This is a genomic window from Arthrobacter sp. MA-N2 (assembly GCF_000517125.1).
In the GTDB taxonomy this organism is placed as follows: Bacteria; Actinomycetota; Actinomycetes; order Actinomycetales; family Micrococcaceae; genus Arthrobacter; species Arthrobacter methylotrophus.
Map to the genome: position 1 here is coordinate 751,918 of NZ_KI912155.1, position 15,704 is coordinate 767,621.

General features: G+C 63.9%; 12 protein-coding genes. 5 read left to right on the top strand and 7 right to left on the bottom strand.

Going from position 1 to position 15,704, the window contains the following annotated elements:
- Window positions 1-118: 118 nt before the first annotated feature.
- The 4 genes from A3M3_RS0103945 to A3M3_RS0103965 form a co-directional block, all read right to left on the bottom strand.
- The gene (locus tag A3M3_RS0103945; RefSeq protein ID WP_035741325.1) at window positions 119-934 is read right to left on the bottom strand and encodes a hypothetical protein; all 816 of its coding nucleotides are present in this window, start codon (window positions 932-934) and stop codon (window positions 119-121) included.
- A gap of 300 nt (window positions 935-1,234) precedes the next feature.
- Window positions 1,235-2,458 (bottom strand): MinD/ParA family ATP-binding protein, encoded by a 1,224-nt coding sequence (locus tag A3M3_RS0103955; protein ID WP_028265251.1) that lies wholly within the window; start codon window positions 2,456-2,458, stop codon window positions 1,235-1,237.
- Window positions 2,459-2,714: 256 nt separating this feature from the next.
- On the bottom strand, window positions 2,715-4,223 hold the full coding sequence (locus tag A3M3_RS23680; protein WP_035742194.1) for an SDR family oxidoreductase: 1,509 nt from the start codon (window positions 4,221-4,223) through the stop codon (window positions 2,715-2,717).
- 310 nt (window positions 4,224-4,533) lie between these two features.
- On the bottom strand, window positions 4,534-6,912 hold the full coding sequence (locus A3M3_RS0103965; RefSeq protein WP_081736676.1) for a glycosyltransferase family 2 protein: 2,379 nt from the start codon (window positions 6,910-6,912) through the stop codon (window positions 4,534-4,536).
- 218 nt (window positions 6,913-7,130) lie between these two features.
- Between A3M3_RS0103965 and A3M3_RS23685 the strand changes: the two genes are divergently transcribed.
- The gene (locus A3M3_RS23685) at window positions 7,131-8,693 is read left to right on the top strand and encodes a chitinase (RefSeq protein ID WP_035741327.1); all 1,563 of its coding nucleotides are present in this window, start codon (window positions 7,131-7,133) and stop codon (window positions 8,691-8,693) included.
- Between the two features lie 90 nt (window positions 8,694-8,783).
- Here the strand turns inward: A3M3_RS23685 and A3M3_RS28700 are convergent, their stop codons facing one another.
- Window positions 8,784-8,930: a hypothetical protein gene (locus A3M3_RS28700; protein ID WP_155854273.1), complete on the bottom strand. Its 147-nt coding sequence runs from the start codon at window positions 8,928-8,930 to the stop codon at window positions 8,784-8,786.
- 93 nt (window positions 8,931-9,023) lie between these two features.
- Between A3M3_RS28700 and A3M3_RS0103980 the strand changes: the two genes are divergently transcribed.
- Complete coding sequence (locus tag A3M3_RS0103980) at window positions 9,024-9,644, top strand: cation transporter (RefSeq protein WP_035741329.1); 621 nt, start codon at window positions 9,024-9,026, stop codon at window positions 9,642-9,644.
- Here A3M3_RS0103980 and A3M3_RS0103985 read toward each other — a convergent pair.
- On the bottom strand, window positions 9,641-10,456 hold the full coding sequence (locus A3M3_RS0103985) for an MBL fold metallo-hydrolase (RefSeq protein WP_028265254.1): 816 nt from the start codon (window positions 10,454-10,456) through the stop codon (window positions 9,641-9,643). The genes A3M3_RS0103980 and A3M3_RS0103985 overlap by 4 nt on opposite strands.
- 217 nt (window positions 10,457-10,673) lie before the next feature.
- Between A3M3_RS0103985 and A3M3_RS23690 the strand changes: the two genes are divergently transcribed.
- Window positions 10,674-11,681, top strand: coding sequence for an EAL domain-containing protein (locus A3M3_RS23690; RefSeq protein WP_051422917.1), 1,008 nt, complete (start codon window positions 10,674-10,676; stop codon window positions 11,679-11,681).
- A gap of 146 nt (window positions 11,682-11,827) precedes the next feature.
- Window positions 11,828-13,336: an FAD-dependent oxidoreductase gene (locus A3M3_RS23695; RefSeq protein ID WP_035741331.1), complete on the top strand. Its 1,509-nt coding sequence runs from the start codon at window positions 11,828-11,830 to the stop codon at window positions 13,334-13,336.
- A 13-nt stretch (window positions 13,337-13,349) separates the two neighbouring features.
- On the opposite strand, the gene A3M3_RS0104010 is transcribed toward A3M3_RS23695, so the two are convergent.
- Window positions 13,350-14,375: a YdcF family protein gene (locus A3M3_RS0104010; RefSeq protein ID WP_028265256.1), complete on the bottom strand. Its 1,026-nt coding sequence runs from the start codon at window positions 14,373-14,375 to the stop codon at window positions 13,350-13,352.
- Between the two features lie 625 nt (window positions 14,376-15,000).
- Between A3M3_RS0104010 and A3M3_RS23700 the strand changes: the two genes are divergently transcribed.
- Window positions 15,001-15,528 carry an ElyC/SanA/YdcF family protein gene (locus A3M3_RS23700; protein WP_197023113.1) on the top strand — a complete coding sequence of 176 codons (528 nt, stop codon included), beginning with the start codon at window positions 15,001-15,003 and terminating at the stop codon, window positions 15,526-15,528.
- Window positions 15,529-15,704: the final 176 nt, after the last annotated feature.

Below are 15,704 nucleotides of genomic sequence, written 5' to 3' on the forward strand. Positions count from 1 at the left end.
CCCCAGGCAGTAGAGAATCCCCCTATGTGGACAAACTCCGACGCTTCGCGTGCCACCCGATGCCGTGTCATCCTGGCGACAAAGGAACTCCCGCCGCGCTAGGAATTCAGCGCAGCGCCTACTTAAGGAAGCTGGCGTTGAACGAGTTCAGGTCCACGTTGATGCCGTTCAGGGTGTGTTCGAACTTCTGCTGGACCCCCACGCGCATGGTGCCTGCCGTGTTCCAGCCGCCGTACTGCGCGGGGGTCGGCGCCAGGTAATTCGCCGTCCATGTGGTGTAGTCGAGGTTGCTCGTGTCGGTGTCCCACAAGGGCACGTCCGAGAACGCGCTGCTGTTGTTCATCAATCCCGGCCACATTCCACTGCCGCTGTAGATCACTGGCCGTACGCCCAAGCTTCGCACGCCGTCCACCATGGCCCGCGTTACGACGGATCCGCCGGGCTCGACATCCAGGGCGAAGAACTGCAGCTGGGACACGTACGGGCCTGCGGCTTTGATGCCGCCCTCCCAGCATGAAGCGTCACGCGTGTAGACCGCGATCTTGAGTCCGGCGTCGAGCGCCATCTTCAACTGGGCCTGCGTCTGCTGCCACGGAGTGCATGTGCCCCAGACGGTCGAGTGCATGACGTATAGCCGGAAGCCTTCGGCGTAGGCCTGCCGGAACCAGTTGGGGTCGGTGATGGCCGCGGTGGTGTCGAGCACCTTGACGGATCCGCCCTGAGCAGCTTGGGGTACGACGGCGGCGGGCGCGGCTACCGGGGCGGGCGTCGCGAGCGGGGTCACCTCAGCGGCAGGCGCGGCGTTCGCGAGCGGTTCCGGAGCGGCGTCGGGCGCTGTGTCGGTGGACGGGCCCGCCTTGGGGCCTGCAGCGGCGCTGAGCAGTCCGAAGAGGAGTAGTGCGGCGAGCACGAAGGCAAGGTTTTTCGGGATCAAATGAGTCTCCTGGGTGCCGGCCACGAGTTCAGAAACGGGCGCAACAGAATGTCATAAACATGAGCGACGACTTATGCACCATGCCCGGGCCCAGTTCCCGGTCATGGCGAAGACGTCCCGCAAAACAGAAGACGTCCACGGGCAACTCTAGGGAAATCCGGGCGGAACCGACAATTTGCAATCTACGTACTAGTCGAGTAGGAACCCACCCACCCAACTAACTCGCAGTTGTTGTCGTTATGAGCCCTTATAACGACAACAACTGCGAGCTAGTTGGGGGCGGGCACCAAAAGGACGCCGCTACACGTACCCGTCCACGATCGCAGCCGCGATCTCCTTGTAGGCGCGCCGCGTGTCGGGACGCAAAACGTCCAGGGTGACGAGGTCGCCGTCGGCCACTCCCCTGTCGTGTGGGACGGCGATCAACTGGCGGCAGATCCCGGACAGATGTTCTTCGATGGCGTCCTTGTCCACGCGCGACGAAACTTCGTCCTTGTCCGTGATCACCACGATCGCGTTGCGGGCAAGCTCCTCGTAGCCGTGGCTCGCAAGCCACTGGAGGGTGCTGCGGGCACGTTTGGCGCCACTCACGGCATAGCCGGCCGCGATAATCAGGTTGTCGGCCGATTGCAGGATGCCACTCATTGCGTTGTGTGTGACGCCGGTGCCGCAGTCGGTCAGTGCCACCGAGTAGTAGCCCGAGATCAGCTGGCGGATCCGCAGGTATTCTTCGGCCGTCAGTGAATCCGACACTTCCGGGTCCTGCTCGCCGGCGATCAGGTGCAGCCTGCCGGCGTGGTGCATATACCGGGCGAGTGCCGTGAGCGAATCGACGTTGTCAACGTTCTTGAGCAGGTCCGTGATGGTGCGCGGAGTGGCCTTCTGGTAGATGCCCTCGCCCAAAGCACGTTCCACGAGGTCGCCGGAATCGGGGTTGGCGTCGATGGCGCAAGGCGGGTCGCCCCGGAATTCGGCAAGAGTCAGGCCCACGCCCACCGTGGTGGAGGTCTTGCCGATGCCGCCTTTGAGACTCAGGACGGCCGTGTTGTAGCTGCCTTGGAGTTGCCGGGAAATCCGCCGTGCCAGCTCGTCCTCTTCGCGTTGCTTGGCACTCGGTCCGAGGTTCCACGCGCCGCCGGTCAGCTTATAGAGCATGCCGCGGAAGCCACCGACCGGACGCGGTTTCTGCTCCTTCACGAAGGAACCCGGGGACGAGATGAAATCGGAAACCGGTGCTTTGGCCGCGGCAGTACGGCCGGCCCGTGCCGCAGCTGGGGGAACAGCAGCCGACGCCTCCCCCTCGAGGGACGCGTCTGCCGCTGCTGCTGCCTCGGCCCAGGATCTGCTTTGGAGGGGTGCGGGGGCGGCTGCGTGTGCGTCGGAATCGTTCGGCGTAATAATCGGCATAGTTCCTGTCCAGGCGTCGTCGCCTTCTGCCCGGCGGCGATCGCGGCGTCGGCGAAGTTCGGGCTGCCCTCCGTCAGATGGGGCGGCGCTAGCTTCGTTGTCCACAGAATCCGGCATGGTCTTCCCCTAGGATTCGCAGCGTTGCGCGCCGCGGCTCTCGTTTGGATTGCTTCAACCAGCAATTCTAGGTGGAGAGCGCCACAAAGCTGATACACCGGGCCGGTTTGGCCCGACGAAGGCCGGATCATCCACACTGCCCCGTGCCGCCCGCTCCGAAAGACCTAGGCCTTCCTCAAGCGCCTCGGAGATGATCCGGCGGAATGTGCGAGCACCGGAACCAGCTGCGAGCAACGGATCCAGCGCGGGGTTCGAGCTATTCTTCGGACCGGCTCAGCTCCGTTCCCGACCTCTCCGCCATCGACGTCGCCGCAGCAGTAATGCGGTTGGCCATCCCTTTGAAGATGACGCCGTGGAAGGGCAGGACCGCCAGCCAGTACAGCCGTCCGCCCAAACCCTTGGGGAAGAAGACCGCCCTCTGCCGGTAAAGAGCCCCGCCTTCGGCTTCGTCCGCCCGCATTTCCAGCCATGCGCGTCCGGGGACTTTCATTTCGGCCCGGAGGCGCAGGAGGGAACCCCGGTCGATCTGCTCCACACGCCAGAAGTCCAGTGCATCTCCGGTATTCAGCCGCGTCGGATTGAGCCGTCCGCGGCGGAGCCCCACGCCTCCCGCGATCTTGTCCAGCCAGCCACGCACGGACCAGGCAAGCGGAAACGAATACCATCCGTTGTCTCCGCCGATGCCCTCGATCACTTGCCAGAGCTGTTGCCGGGTGGCGGTTGTCAACTGCTCCTGGTTGTCCTGATACACCAGGTGCCCGGCCCACTGCGGGTCGCTGGGGAGCGGGTCACTCGGTGCACCACGAACTGAGGAGTTCTGCCAACTTGTTTCCACTTCCCCGGCGGCCTCCCGAGCCAACGCGAGGCGAAGCGATTCCCGATATCCCAGCAGTCCGGCTCCGGGCGGGTCGATAAAGTGGTGGATGTCCTGCTCCCCCACCACGCAGTTCTGCTGCAGGGAACCGATGAGCGGCACGGCCAGGGACCGGGGTATGGGGGTGACGAGGTTGACCCATTGGGACGCCAGCCAGGGAGTCAGGACGGGCAGAGCGATGACCGGCCGGTATCGCAGGCCCGCTTCCGCGGCGTAGCCGTTCATCATCTCGTCGTACCGGAGGACGTCCGGCCCGCCGATGTCGAAGGCGCGGTTGAGCGAAGCCTGGAGGCCGGCAGCCGCCACGAGGTAGTAAAGGACGTCGCGGATGGCTATGGGTTGCACCTTGTTCCGCACCCATCGCGGAGCCACCATAATGGGCAGGACTTCGGTGAGTTGCCGGATCATCTCGAAGGAGGCCGAGCCGGAGCCGATCACGACGCCGGCCTGGAGCACCACCGCGGGCACCGGCGAGTTGAGGAAGATGTCGCCCACTTCCTTGCGGGAGCGCAGGTGCTTACTGAGTTGGGCCGCTTCGGGGTGCAATCCGCCCAGGTAAATGATCCGTCCCGCGCCAGCGTCCGCCGCTGCACGCGCAACATTGCCGGCGCAAAGCCTTTCCGTCTCGGCAAAGGATCGCCGTTGGCCCGGAGGACCCATGGAGTGGACCAGGTAGTAGATGACGTCTGCTCCGGCGAAGGCCGGGCGAAGGGAGTCCACGTCTTCAAGATCGCCGGTCACCACCTCCACCCGCGATGCCCAGGGGACGTCGGTGAGTTTGTTCGCGTGGCGTACCAGGACGCGGACGTCGTAGCCGGCTTCGAGCAATCGCGGCACCAGCCGTCCTCCGATATACCCGGTGGATCCCAGTACCACTGCTAGTGGCTTCATGGCGGACCTTTCCGGGGGTGCAAAGGCGGCACCACCCAGAGCCAGCGTAGCCAGCATTCCCACCGGCCGGAACCTTGAGCGCTATCTCGGCTCCAGGGAGCACGACGACGTCCGGCCGGTCGCGAGCGCGGGTCGCCCTACGGCCTGCTGCAGCTCGCCCGAGCGCGGGTCGCGCGGGCAGCTCGCCCGCGCAACTCGCCCGCGGCACATTCTGCTGGATCATCCAGGCCGGCCCGTGGCTCGACCCCGGAAACCCGTGGGTCCAACTCCCCCCACCAAGGCGATGATCCAGCAGAATGTTCGAAAACCGTCAGAGGGATCCAGCTCGTTTGCGGCGGTCGTCCTTGCCACGGAGGTCGCGGTTCAGGCGGCGGTCTCCGTGGTAGAGCAGGGATTCCCAGTCGGTCTGCTCCGCGGTTTTCGGAATGATGACCGGTGCTTGTGGTTTTGGTGCCTTGGGGCCGACGTACAGCCAGTTCAAGACGCCGAGGTACATGTCCACCCCGGAGTTTGCCACGCCGATGTAGGCCCGGATCGCCCCGGCGGCCATGACGGCGTTGAAGGCAGCGAATGCGGCGTTGCCCCAATTCCCCACTTCCCAGTTGCGCCAAACGGTCAACAGGGAGAAGGCCACCACGAGGTATGGAGCCAGGACGTAGAGGGCCGGGGCCGCTGTACGGTCCTTGACCTTCGGGGTACGGACGAAGGGAATCTTGTCTCCGGTCAGGGCCTGCTGGAGGGACTTCAGGACGCCCGCCAGGTTGACCGGCAGGAGGACGAGGTTGAAGCCGTAAATTCGGAAAATATCGCTGAACCGGTGGCCGCAGTCCCATAGATCGCTGCCCATGGCCAGGAAGTACGGCAAGGCAGCGAGGAAGACCAATGGACTGAGGAGTCGGCTGTCGTAGGGGTAGGCGAGCAGGAACAGCAGACCGAAGCTGGCCCAGGTGATCGAGGCCATGTAGTTGACCCGAAGCAGGATTTCGCGGAGAGGGACCGGCCGGTCCTGGCTGCGGCGGTGACGGATCTGTTCCCAGAGCTTGGGCAGGATCAGCAGGCCGCCGTTGGCCCAGCGCCGCCTTTGCACCACGAGTGATCCGAAGTCCGGCGGGGTGGCGCTGTAGCTGAGCCGTTCCGGGTAGTTGACCAGGGTCCAGCCGTGCTTGCCGAGGTCCACGCTGGATTCGGTGTCTTCGATGACGGTGCGGTCTTGGATGTAGGTTCTGATTTCGAAGCCGCCGGCGGTGGAGATCTCGACGATGTCTTCGAGGGCGCGCTTGCGGATCACGGCGTTGGCTCCGACCCAGAACGTGGCACCGTATTGGGTCATGCCTTGGTGCTGGATGTGCTGGATATCGGTGGTGGCGCCGGCGATGCGTTCGATCCGGGTCGGGGCGCCTCGGAAGGAGGAATACGGGGTCTGGGTAACGGCCACGCGTTCGTTGCCAGGGGATTCGAGGAGATGAACCAGCCGGAGGCAGTAGTCGCGAAGCAGGAGCGAGTCGGCATCCAAGGTCAGGACGTAGGTGCTGTCAGGGATGATGAGCTCGGTGCTGTCAGAAGTGCGCGTCATCGAGGAATCAGCCGCCGACCCAACCATGCCGGCGGGCCGCAAAACGGCGCCGTCCGCTGTTTGTTCCCGGTGCCAGCGTCCTCCCATGAGCGAGAGGTAGGCGTTCAGGTTCATGGCTTTGTTGGCTTCGTGGGAAAGGCTCGCGAACCGCTTCCGCTCGAACGTGGATACGCGGGCGTTGAAGATCCAGGTAAGCCGAGCGTACAGCTGAGCGATACGTTCCGGGCTGGGCGAGGTCTGCTGTGCGTGAGCGGCAGTCAGTGCAAGAATCACGAGGCGCAGTTCCCGGGCCAGGCCCATTAGGACCAGATCGACGAAGAACTCATCGACGTGGTCTTCCACTCTCTCTGTCTCGGCCATCGCTTCGAGCCACCCGGCCGCGTATTCGTATTCCGCGATCAACCGTTGCACTTCCGTGCCGGCGGCCGAGGTGCCTGCCTCCTCGGTGAGCGTACGACGACGGCGGTAACTCTCGTACGCGGCGTTGACCCTGGCCGCTGGTTCGGCGAGCGTCTCGGTGATCTGCCCGGCGAGCGCGCGGGTTGCCTCGAGGCGCCGGAGTACGTCCGGATCCTTCGGGAAGGGCGGGTCGTCCAGAAGCAGTACGACGCTGAGGTCCGGGAATTCTTGCAGGACCGCGGACCACATGGTGCCACGGACCACTCCGGGTTCCTCCGCGTAGGAAGGAATCAATACTGTGACGCCTTCGGAGTACTCGAAGAAGTGCCGGTCCAGTTCCCCGCGTGGAACCCTGCGGTGGTCGCGGAAGCGGGTCAGAGCGCCCTGCCGGGCGGTCAAATACATCAGGGCGGAGAAGGTCAGGAAGGACACCACCACCAGATAGGAGACGGATTCGACGCCGAATCTGAAGCCTGCGCCGGGGTTGTCCACCAATTGTTTGAGCACGGTGGTGATGACGTATCCGACCCAGGCAAGGACGGTAGTCAGGATGCCGATACGACCGAGGACTATCTTCCGCCGTGATGGTGCCGGGTGGACGATCGAGAGCGGTTCGGAGCGTTTTTCCGAACCCCATTGCCGTTTGCGGGCCTTTGTGGCCTGCCCGTCCGCCGTTTCCGTCGCGTCCGCGTGAAGTAACACCATCTGTTCTGCCATGAATCCCCATCCGCTGTCCGTGGGCCCCCAGCGGGCACGCGACGCAGTGCAGGGCGTAATGTGACGCCCTGCACTTCACTGCGCCCCTATGATAGGCGAACGATGTGGATTTCCGACAGGACTCGTCGAAATGCTACGCAAGGTGTGCGGGCTTCAACGGGGCGGGGCACTTCCCCGGACATCCGCGAAGTCCTTTTAGAAGCTCTAGGGGTATCTCTGTGTCGAAACGCTTTCCTGGCCGCCGGCTGTCCGTGCTGCGCCTTGCCGTCTTGTGCGTCGTCGTGGTCGCCTTGATCACGGCGGGCTACCTCGGCCTTCGCAATGTCCAGGATGTCAATGCTGCGGCATCCATGCCTTCGGTGTTTTCCGGCTACGTGGATGTGACTGCGACGCCGAAGTTCGCGTTCGAAGATCCGGTTGAGCCCAATGCAAAGGCCGTGGTGCTGTCCTTCGTCGTAGCCGATCCCAAGCAGGGCTGCGCCCCCTCCTGGGGTGCGGCATACAGCCCTGACCAGGCAGGTTCCGATCTTGACCTTGACCGGCGGATCGCCCGGCTCCGCCAGCTCGGCGGTACTGCCGCTGTTTCCTTCGGCGGCCTGAGCAATACGGAGCTTGCGGTGTCTTGCAAGGATCCGAAAGCTTTGGTGGACGCTTACCGGCAGGTTGTGAATCGCTACGACGTCACCACGATCGATCTCGATATCGAAAGCGGCGCACTCAGCGACACGGCCGCGGCCGACCGACGCGCACAGGCCATTTCCGCTCTTCAGAAGGAGCGTAAGGCCGCAGGCAAGCCCCTTGCCGTTTGGCTGACCCTCGCGGCTGACCCGAATGGCCTCACTCCTCAAGGCAAAGAGGTCGTGTCGCACACCTTGGCCGGCGGAGTGGAGCTGGATGGCGTGAACATCATGACGATGGATTTCGGCGCCAGTAAGCCTGCTGCGTCGAGCATGTCCCAGGCGTCGGTATCGGCAGCGGAGGCCGCCCATGATCAGCTCGGTGCCCTCTACCGCGGCGCTGGAGCCGATCTGGGCAGTGAAACCCTTTGGCGCAAGCTCGGCGTGACCGTCATGATCGGCCAGAACGATACTGCCGGCGAGATCTTCACGCTCAGCGACGCGACGGCTATGAACAGCTTCGCCAAAGCCAAGGGCCTCGGCAGGTTGTCGATGTGGTCCATGAACCGCGACCGGACGTGTAGCCCCAATTACCCTGACTTGGGCAAGGTCTCGGATGGCTGCAGCGGGATCAACCAGGGGTCTCAGCTGTTTTCCGCGATGCTCGCCAATGACGTAGCGCTTCCTGCGCAAACGGTTGTTCCTTCGGCTACGGCCACCGCCGCCGCGGTTCCCACCGACGATCCGTCAACGAGCCCCTACCCGGTGTGGAACACCTATGCGGCGTATGCTGCCGCGGACAGGGTGGTGTGGCATGGCAGCGTCTACGAGGCAAAATGGTGGACTCGCTCGGATGTTCCGGACAACCCGGTGTTGCAGGGCGGTGCTACCCCTTGGAAGCTCGTGGGCCCGGTGTTGCCAGGAGACAAGCCCAGCCCCAAGGTTACGGTGCCTGCGGGTACTTTCCCGGCATGGGTGCCTGAAACGGTTTACCACCAGGGGGATCGTGTCCTCTTCGAAGGATCAGCGTTCGAAGCCAAATGGTGGACCCAGGGAGCCAGCCCGGAAGCCGCAATCCAAAGCGCTCCGGACTCCCCGTGGGCGAAACTGACCACGGCCCAAATCCAGAGCCCAGGACCCGCAACATCAAAGCCAACCCCCTGAAATTGAGCGCGAACTGGCAGCTAATGACCTCAAAATTGTCGCCAGAGGGCATCTGCTGCCACTTCGCGCCAGGCGCTAGCGTTACCGGGTCTACCGTCGAAGAGCTATGACGACGACGGCGACAGTCGCCAGTGCGAGGACCCCCAGTCCCACGTAGGCAAGCACCTGAAGGCGCTGTTTCCGAATTTCCCGCTTCGATTCCCTGGCCGACAGCCCTATCATGACTTTGTTCCCCATAGAGGGAAGAGTACGCCACGATTGTTTAGTGCAGGCCTCGAGGGAAACGTCGTGGAGCGGGATCGGCTAAACCGGCAAGGAAACGGACACCCCATGGCCAGTACTGGTCGGCCCACCCCAGCGAAGACCACCGGGCACGGGCTGTTGCTGCGCCGTGGTCTGCGTCTGGAGTACGCCACCCTGGGCTGGAACGTAGTGGGCCTCGGTGTCCTGGCGGCTGCCGCGATCAGCGCGGGTTCCCCGGCATTGGCCGGCTTCGGCTTGGATTCGCTGATTGAGATTTTCGCGTCCGTCGTGGTGGTGTGGCAGCTCAGGGGCGTTCACCAGGAGCGGGAAGCCCGGGCGATGCGGCTGATAGGGGCGGCCTTCGCGTTCCTTGTGGCCTACCTGCTGATCCAGTTGGCCGTTGTGTTTGCCACGGGGATCCGGCCTGCCACCTCGGGGCCGGGCATCGCGTGGACGGCCCTGACGTTCGTGGTCATGCTCGCCTTGGCGTGGGGCAAGATCCGCACGGGCCGCGACTTGGGGAATCCGGTGCTCAGCGCGGAGGGAAAAGTGACCCTGGTGGATGCCTACTTGGCCGGCGCAGTGTTGGCCGGTCTGGTCCTTAACGCCTTGTTTGGCTGGTGGTGGGCCGATCCGCTGGCGGGGGTCGTGATCATCTACTACGCCGCCAGGGAGGCCCGCCACGCCTTCAAACACACCACGCTTTAGTGGTGCGCCTGCGTTTCCTGGAGCCGCTTGATGAACCAGCGTGATTGTTCGGGCCCGTAGGGCAGGACCGGGATCGCTTTGGTGGCGTCCGACGGCGTGTCCCGGATCGACTGCATCGCTTGCCGTACCGCGGTGGACATGGTGTCCGCCATGGTTTTTACGAATTGGTCGCTGCAGGGTTGACCGTGGCCGGGGACGAGGAATTCGTAGCGGTGGCGCAGGGCCGAGATGTGCCGCAGCACGTCTGCCCAATCCTCCGGGTACGAGTCCTCGAACGACGGGTGCGCGCCGTGTTCCACGAGGTCTCCCGCGAAGAGGGTGCTTGGCGTGCCCACCAGGAGGTCGCCGTCGGTATGGCCGCGGCCCAGGTAGAACAAGGTGGCGGTCAGTCCGCCCAGGTCAACCAGGACGGGCTGGTCCTTGACGATCGCGTTGGGGATGACGAGCTCGACGGCGTCGCCCTCGCCCGCTGCCATCTCCGGTTCGGTGGCGGAGACGAAGCGGCGCTGGTGGTCGCCGTCGTCGTCGATTGTTGCCGCACAGTTGACGTGCCCCCAGAACTCCGTGACGCCGTCGTCCGCAAAGACCGCGTTGCCGAAGTAGTGGTCGTAGTGGGCGTGGGTGTTCACGACGACCAGCGGCAGCTGGGTCTTTTCGCGGACCGCGGCGAGGATCTGCCGGCCTTGGCGGGGGCCGCAGCCGGTGTCGATCACCATGGCCCGTTCCGTACCTACTACAAGGCCGGTGTTGAGCAGGCACCCTTCGGTCTCCAACACGTAGTTGTCTGGGCCGACTTCGAGCCATGCTGACATTGTTTCTCCGTCTTCAGTTGCGTTCCGGCGGTGTTCAGGCCTCGATTCTACCCACGTACGGCTGACAGGAACGTGAACTTGGCGCGCGTCCACAGGACGGACAAGTTGGCCGTGGCTGTTTCGTCTCAATGCAGGGCGAGGGGTTGGTTCGCCTGTAGCATTCCCCTTGTTTGCAGGTCCCGGGCTCAGTGGAAGCTGAAAGCTAAAGGAATAATTCATGTCGACGCAGAATCCGTCCGTTCTGGCACTCCAGGTGCTGGGAATTATCGATGAAGTCTTGGCGGACTCTTCCCAGGCGACCGAGGCAGTGCGCGAACAACTTCGCTGGCACGTTGCAGCCCATCCGGGGCATCCGGAAGAGGCTCTGCTGGAACATTTGACTTCGCTGAGGCAGCAACATCAGGACCCGGCTGTGGAGAACCCGCTTACTCTCGTGGCACAGCCGTCCGAGCAGCCTGGCAACGCGCGGCTGGAGGCGGTGCTCAGGGACCGGATGCTGATGACCGCTTTCCAGCCGGTTTTCAACCTCACCACTTCTGCGGTGGTGGGGGCAGAGGCTCTGACCCGTTTCGTCAGCGACGGCGGAGACCCAGCCGATTATTGGTTCGCAGAAGCCGAGGACACGGGGCTCCGCACGGATCTTGAATTCGCGGCGTTGGAGTCGGGGCTCAAGGCCGCAGTGGATCTGCCGCCCCACCTTTTCGTTGCCTTGAAGCTCTCCCATTCGGTCTGCCTGGATCCGCGCCTTCCTTCGCTTTTCGATGAAACTCCGGTGTCGCCTGCACGGATGGTCCTTGAAATTTCCGGACAGTTCCCGCCGGACCAGACTGCCGAGCTCGACGCCGCGGTAGCTCCGCTGCGCAGTTCCGGTGTGCGGTTGTCCATCGAAAATACGGGTTCGTACTTTGCTGCGGTTCGCCATATCCTTCGGCTCAAGCCGGAGATGATCAAACTGGACCGGAGCCTGACGGCGGGCCTGGACCAGGATCCCCTTCGGCAGGAACTTGTCGAGGCGGAGGTCGGGTTCGCGCGCGACGTCGGTGCGGTCTTGAGCGCCCAACGCATCGAAACGGGGGCGGAGCTCGCCGCTATTGCCAGGTTGGGGATTACCGTGGGACAGGGCTTTCACTTGGGGCGGCCCTCGGTCCAGCCCGGCGACTGGGCCATGTGGGCCGGGCGCAACGGGCATCTGACCTTCCCGGGGCCGAGCGGCATGCTGGCTTAGCAGGCTGAGTTCGGCACGGGGCAACGGGCGACGTCGGCGCTGACCTCTTGCTTCTCTCGCTGCCTTCTGCTTCTCTGGCACTACCGGGCCGCCGACGTGCTACTTCCGGTGCGCACCGTGCCCGGTTGAAGGGACGTGAGACCACTATGACTTCTCTGTGGCTGGACGCGCGCGAGGCTTCCGGAGGCGGCACGAGCCCGGATGAATTCACCCCCGGGAACAGTTACGACGCCGTGGTGGTGGGCGCCGGAATCACGGGCTTGGTGACAGCTCTCATGCTGGCCCGGACCGGGAGCACCGTCATGGTTCTGGAGGCCCGGCATGTGGGCGCAGTCAACACCGGCAACACCACGGCCAAGTTGAGCTTGTTGCAGGGCACCGCCCTGTCCGCGCTCCGTAGCCAGTACTCGGTGAATGTGGTCCGTGCCTATGTGGACGCGAACCGGGCGGCGCAGAAGTGGTTGCTGGACTACCTCGAGGGGCGGGGCGTGCCGTTCCAGTATCGGGATGCCTACACTTTCGCCACGACGCCGGCGGGCGCGGAACGGCTCCGCGCGGAAGCAACGGTGGCCCGGGCTGCCGGGCTCAACGTGAAGTCAACGCAGGAGACCGGGCTGCCGTTCGCCGTCGACGGCGCCTTGCGGCTGGCGAAGCAGGCCCAGTTCAATCCCATGGACGTGTTGGACGCGCTGGCCGCGGATGTTCGGGCTGCCGGCGGGAGCATTGTGGAGGGCGTGCGGGTCATGAACGTCCACAACGGCAATCCCTTGACGGTGGTCACCAGGCGAGGCGAGGTCCGGGCCCACCACGTGGTGCTGGGTACCGGGACGCCTATCCTGAATCGCGGGCTCTATTTCGCCAAGCTGCGCACCAACCGCTCCTATGCCGCGGCGTTGCGGCTGCCGGAAGGCATGAGCCCGCCGCCAGGAATGTACCTTTCCGCGGAGCCTCCCACCCGCTCGCTGCGGGACTATCCAGTGCCCGACGGCGGGGCGTTGCTTCTGGTGGGCGGGTTCGGGCATGCGGGTGGCCGGGAGCCGTCGCCCCAGGCCCATGTGGACGAAATGCTTGCGTGGGCCCGGCAGTATTATCCGGGTGCGGAGGTGACGCACACCTGGTCTGCCCAGGACTACCAGGCCACCAATCTCATGCCGTTCTTCGGCAAGCTTCCGCGGGGCCATGGCAGGATCCTGTTCGGGACCGGCTACAACAAGTGGGGCATGACCAACGGTGTGGCGGCGGCGCTGGACATCACGGCCACGATCCGCGGCGAAAAGCTGGAGTGGGCCCACACGATCCACCACCGGATCACGTCCCCTCGCGGCGCCGCGTCCACGATTTCGGTCAATGTGGAGACGCAACGGCAGAATTTCCGGGACAAGGCAGCCTTGAAGGAATTGCCTCCCATCACGGAGGAAACCAGTCCTGCCGAGGGCACGGGTGTCACCGGGCTTTTCCATGGGAAGCCTGCGGCTGTCTGCACGGTGGATGGCGTGGTGTGCCGGGTGTCCGCGGAATGTGCGCACTTGGGTGGCATCCTGCGCTGGAACGACGCCGAGAGGTCCTGGGACTGCCCGCTGCACGGCTCGCGGTTCTCTGCTGCGGGCAAGCTCCTGGAGGGACCGGCGACGCATAATTTGTTCAAGTTGCAGTAGGGGCGGGGCGCGTTCAGACCGTCGACGAGCTCGTCAACAGCCAGGTGATGAGTTCCGCAATCCCGAGCATCGGCAGGCACAGGATGAGGTTGATCCGTTTGTTGTCCCTCAGGACGGCAACGAATTCCCGCAGAAAGGCGCCGGGTACGTAGTATCTGGCGGTTGGAGCGCCTACTACCGCAGCATCGATGCCATGCCGACGGGACAGCAGGGCGGCCCGCGGAGCGTGATAGTTGTTGGTGCACACAAGCAGTGGCCCGTGGACACCCCTTGCCTTAAGCAAGGCCACGGAATACTCGAGGTTTTCGCGAGTATTCGTAGCCCGGTTCTCCTCCAGCACGTGCACGCCCGCGACGTCTTGAGTCAGGAGGTACTCCTTCATGGCTGCGGACTCCGGCCTCGGTTCATCGAAGCCCTGTCCCCCGGAAGGAACCAACAGAGGCTTGGCGTGAGTGCCGGCGTTGTATATCTCCAAGGCCTTGTTCAGCCGGGCGGCGAGCAGCGGGGGTACCTTCCCGCCGATGAGACCGGAGCCCAGGATGATGATGGCGGCCGGGTTCGGGTCAAAGCGCGCCTTGGAATACAACAGCGCGTAACCGAGGAAAGCCACGAATGCGCACCCCACATATGCGGCCAGGAAGAACCCCAGTACCGCGAACCCGTAGAGCGCAGGGTGTCGCTCGTCCTTGAGCAAAAGGAACGCCGCCACAGGCGTGAGTATCACGGCCAGTCCGACCGCGAAGGGCAACAGGCTGCTGATCCCGGGGCCTTCCTTCCGGATCATCGTGACTCCGTTCGCGATCAGGAACCCGGCGAACACCAACGCACACAGCGGTGGGCAAAGCAGCGCACCGACGTACAACAAGGTGGACGCCAGGCCGAAGGACGCGAGGAAACCAGAGAGGAAACCCAGACAGGCCAGCAGTAGGAACCACACCGCGGCGACGAGCAGCACGCCGTTTCGCAGCCGCCGCTTGTCTGAGCGGTATGAGGCAAGGAAGAGCACAGCGAAGAGGAGACCAAGGACCAAGCTCAGCATTTTCAACCTTCCAAGGATGCAGGGCACATGCTGGCTGTCTGGCACGTGCCCTACGGGACCATCATCGAAGAAGGGACCGCGCATTTCCTGTCCGGCCCATCGACTGCCGCTTGTAGTAGTGCCAAGGTGCGGGATGGTGACGTCGCTGGCGGAACCCGCCGGATCCCGGCGTGGAAGGCTTGGGCAGCTTGCACGTCATTGTTGCAAGGAGTGAATTCGCCCCGGGCGGTTAGTCGCCGGGGCGTACGGGCTCATTGCTGCCCGATTCTCCATTCGAATTTCGGTCAGCGTCGTCACAATCACTGCAGCGACCAACGAATTGATGAGGGCAGTCGGGCCGGCCCTCGCCCTCCCCGCAGAGCAACGTAACTTTCATTCCCGCAGCCTAGTCCCACGCGCGGGCTCGGGCAAAGGCCTCGGTGTGCCACGGACGATCAGTTGCTTGCAGTAGACGGGCCATGCACTGATACGTCTCAGCGTCAGCAGCTAGTAGTCTTGGATCCAGTGCAGCGAAGCCGCCCACATCCCGCTTTGGCCAGAGGACGGTATGACTCTTCTCCGCGATAACGAAACAAAGCCCACGCAGCCCAAGCGTTGGAAGCGCCGGCTTCGCCAGGCATTGACTGTGATCATCGCCTTCGTGACCGTCTGGGCCATTGCCGGCATCTTTCTTTATGTTGCACCCCCTGCTGACGAACCCCAACACGCGGATGTGCTGTTCGTCCTGGGGCCGCCGGATCAACGCATGGCCTACGCCGAACAGCTGATGCAACAGGGGTATGCACCCACGCTTGCGGTCTCAAGTCCAGTAGGGAAAGACGGCAGATTCGCCGCAAAGGTATGTGGCGCTCAGCGCTCGTACCGGATTATCTGCTTCAACCCAGATCCGTTCACCACGCAGGGCGAAGCACAGGCACTGAAAAAGCTGTCCGCCCAGTACGGGTGGAAAAGCGCGGACGTTCTCACCGTCCAGTTCCACGTCACCCGGGCAAGAGTGATTATGGGCCGCTGCTACGGAGGGGAGCTGCACATGGTTGCCGAGCGCAGGAGTTTGCCGCTGATCTCCTTGACCAGCCGTACTGGCTCCTGGGCGTACCAGTACCTCTATCAGACCGCGGCCTTCGTCAAAGTGGCGATCCACCCGGAGTGCTGAAGTCAATGCGTGAGCGCGATGAGTCGAGGGCAGCGCTCCCGGTCGCAATAACCGAACCCCGGGAGGCACCCGGAAATTCAGCGCCGCTATCCTCCCCACATGAGGAACTACAGCACGGGATATCGAGCCTGGGATGAACGACGCGAGCGTCGAATAAGGTTTCGGCGGAAACTGTC

Coding starts and splice junctions, on each gene's coding strand:
- A3M3_RS0103965 (WP_081736676.1), bottom strand. CDS start 6,912: ATGGCAGAACAGATGGTGTTACTTCACGCGGACGCGACGGAAACGGCG.
- A3M3_RS28700 (WP_155854273.1), bottom strand. CDS start 8,930: ATGGGGAACAAAGTCATGATAGGGCTGTCGGCCAGGGAATCGAAGCGG.
- A3M3_RS0103955 (WP_028265251.1), bottom strand. CDS start 2,458: ATGCCGGATTCTGTGGACAACGAAGCTAGCGCCGCCCCATCTGACGGA.
- A3M3_RS23690 (WP_051422917.1), top strand. CDS start 10,674: ATGTCGACGCAGAATCCGTCCGTTCTGGCACTCCAGGTGCTGGGAATT.
- A3M3_RS0103985 (WP_028265254.1), bottom strand. CDS start 10,456: ATGTCAGCATGGCTCGAAGTCGGCCCAGACAACTACGTGTTGGAGACC.
- A3M3_RS23680 (WP_035742194.1), bottom strand. CDS start 4,223: ATGAAGCCACTAGCAGTGGTACTGGGATCCACCGGGTATATCGGAGGA.
- A3M3_RS0103980 (WP_035741329.1), top strand. CDS start 9,024: ATGGCCAGTACTGGTCGGCCCACCCCAGCGAAGACCACCGGGCACGGG.
- A3M3_RS0104010 (WP_028265256.1), bottom strand. CDS start 14,375: ATGCTGAGCTTGGTCCTTGGTCTCCTCTTCGCTGTGCTCTTCCTTGCC.
- A3M3_RS23695 (WP_035741331.1), top strand. CDS start 11,828: ATGACTTCTCTGTGGCTGGACGCGCGCGAGGCTTCCGGAGGCGGCACG.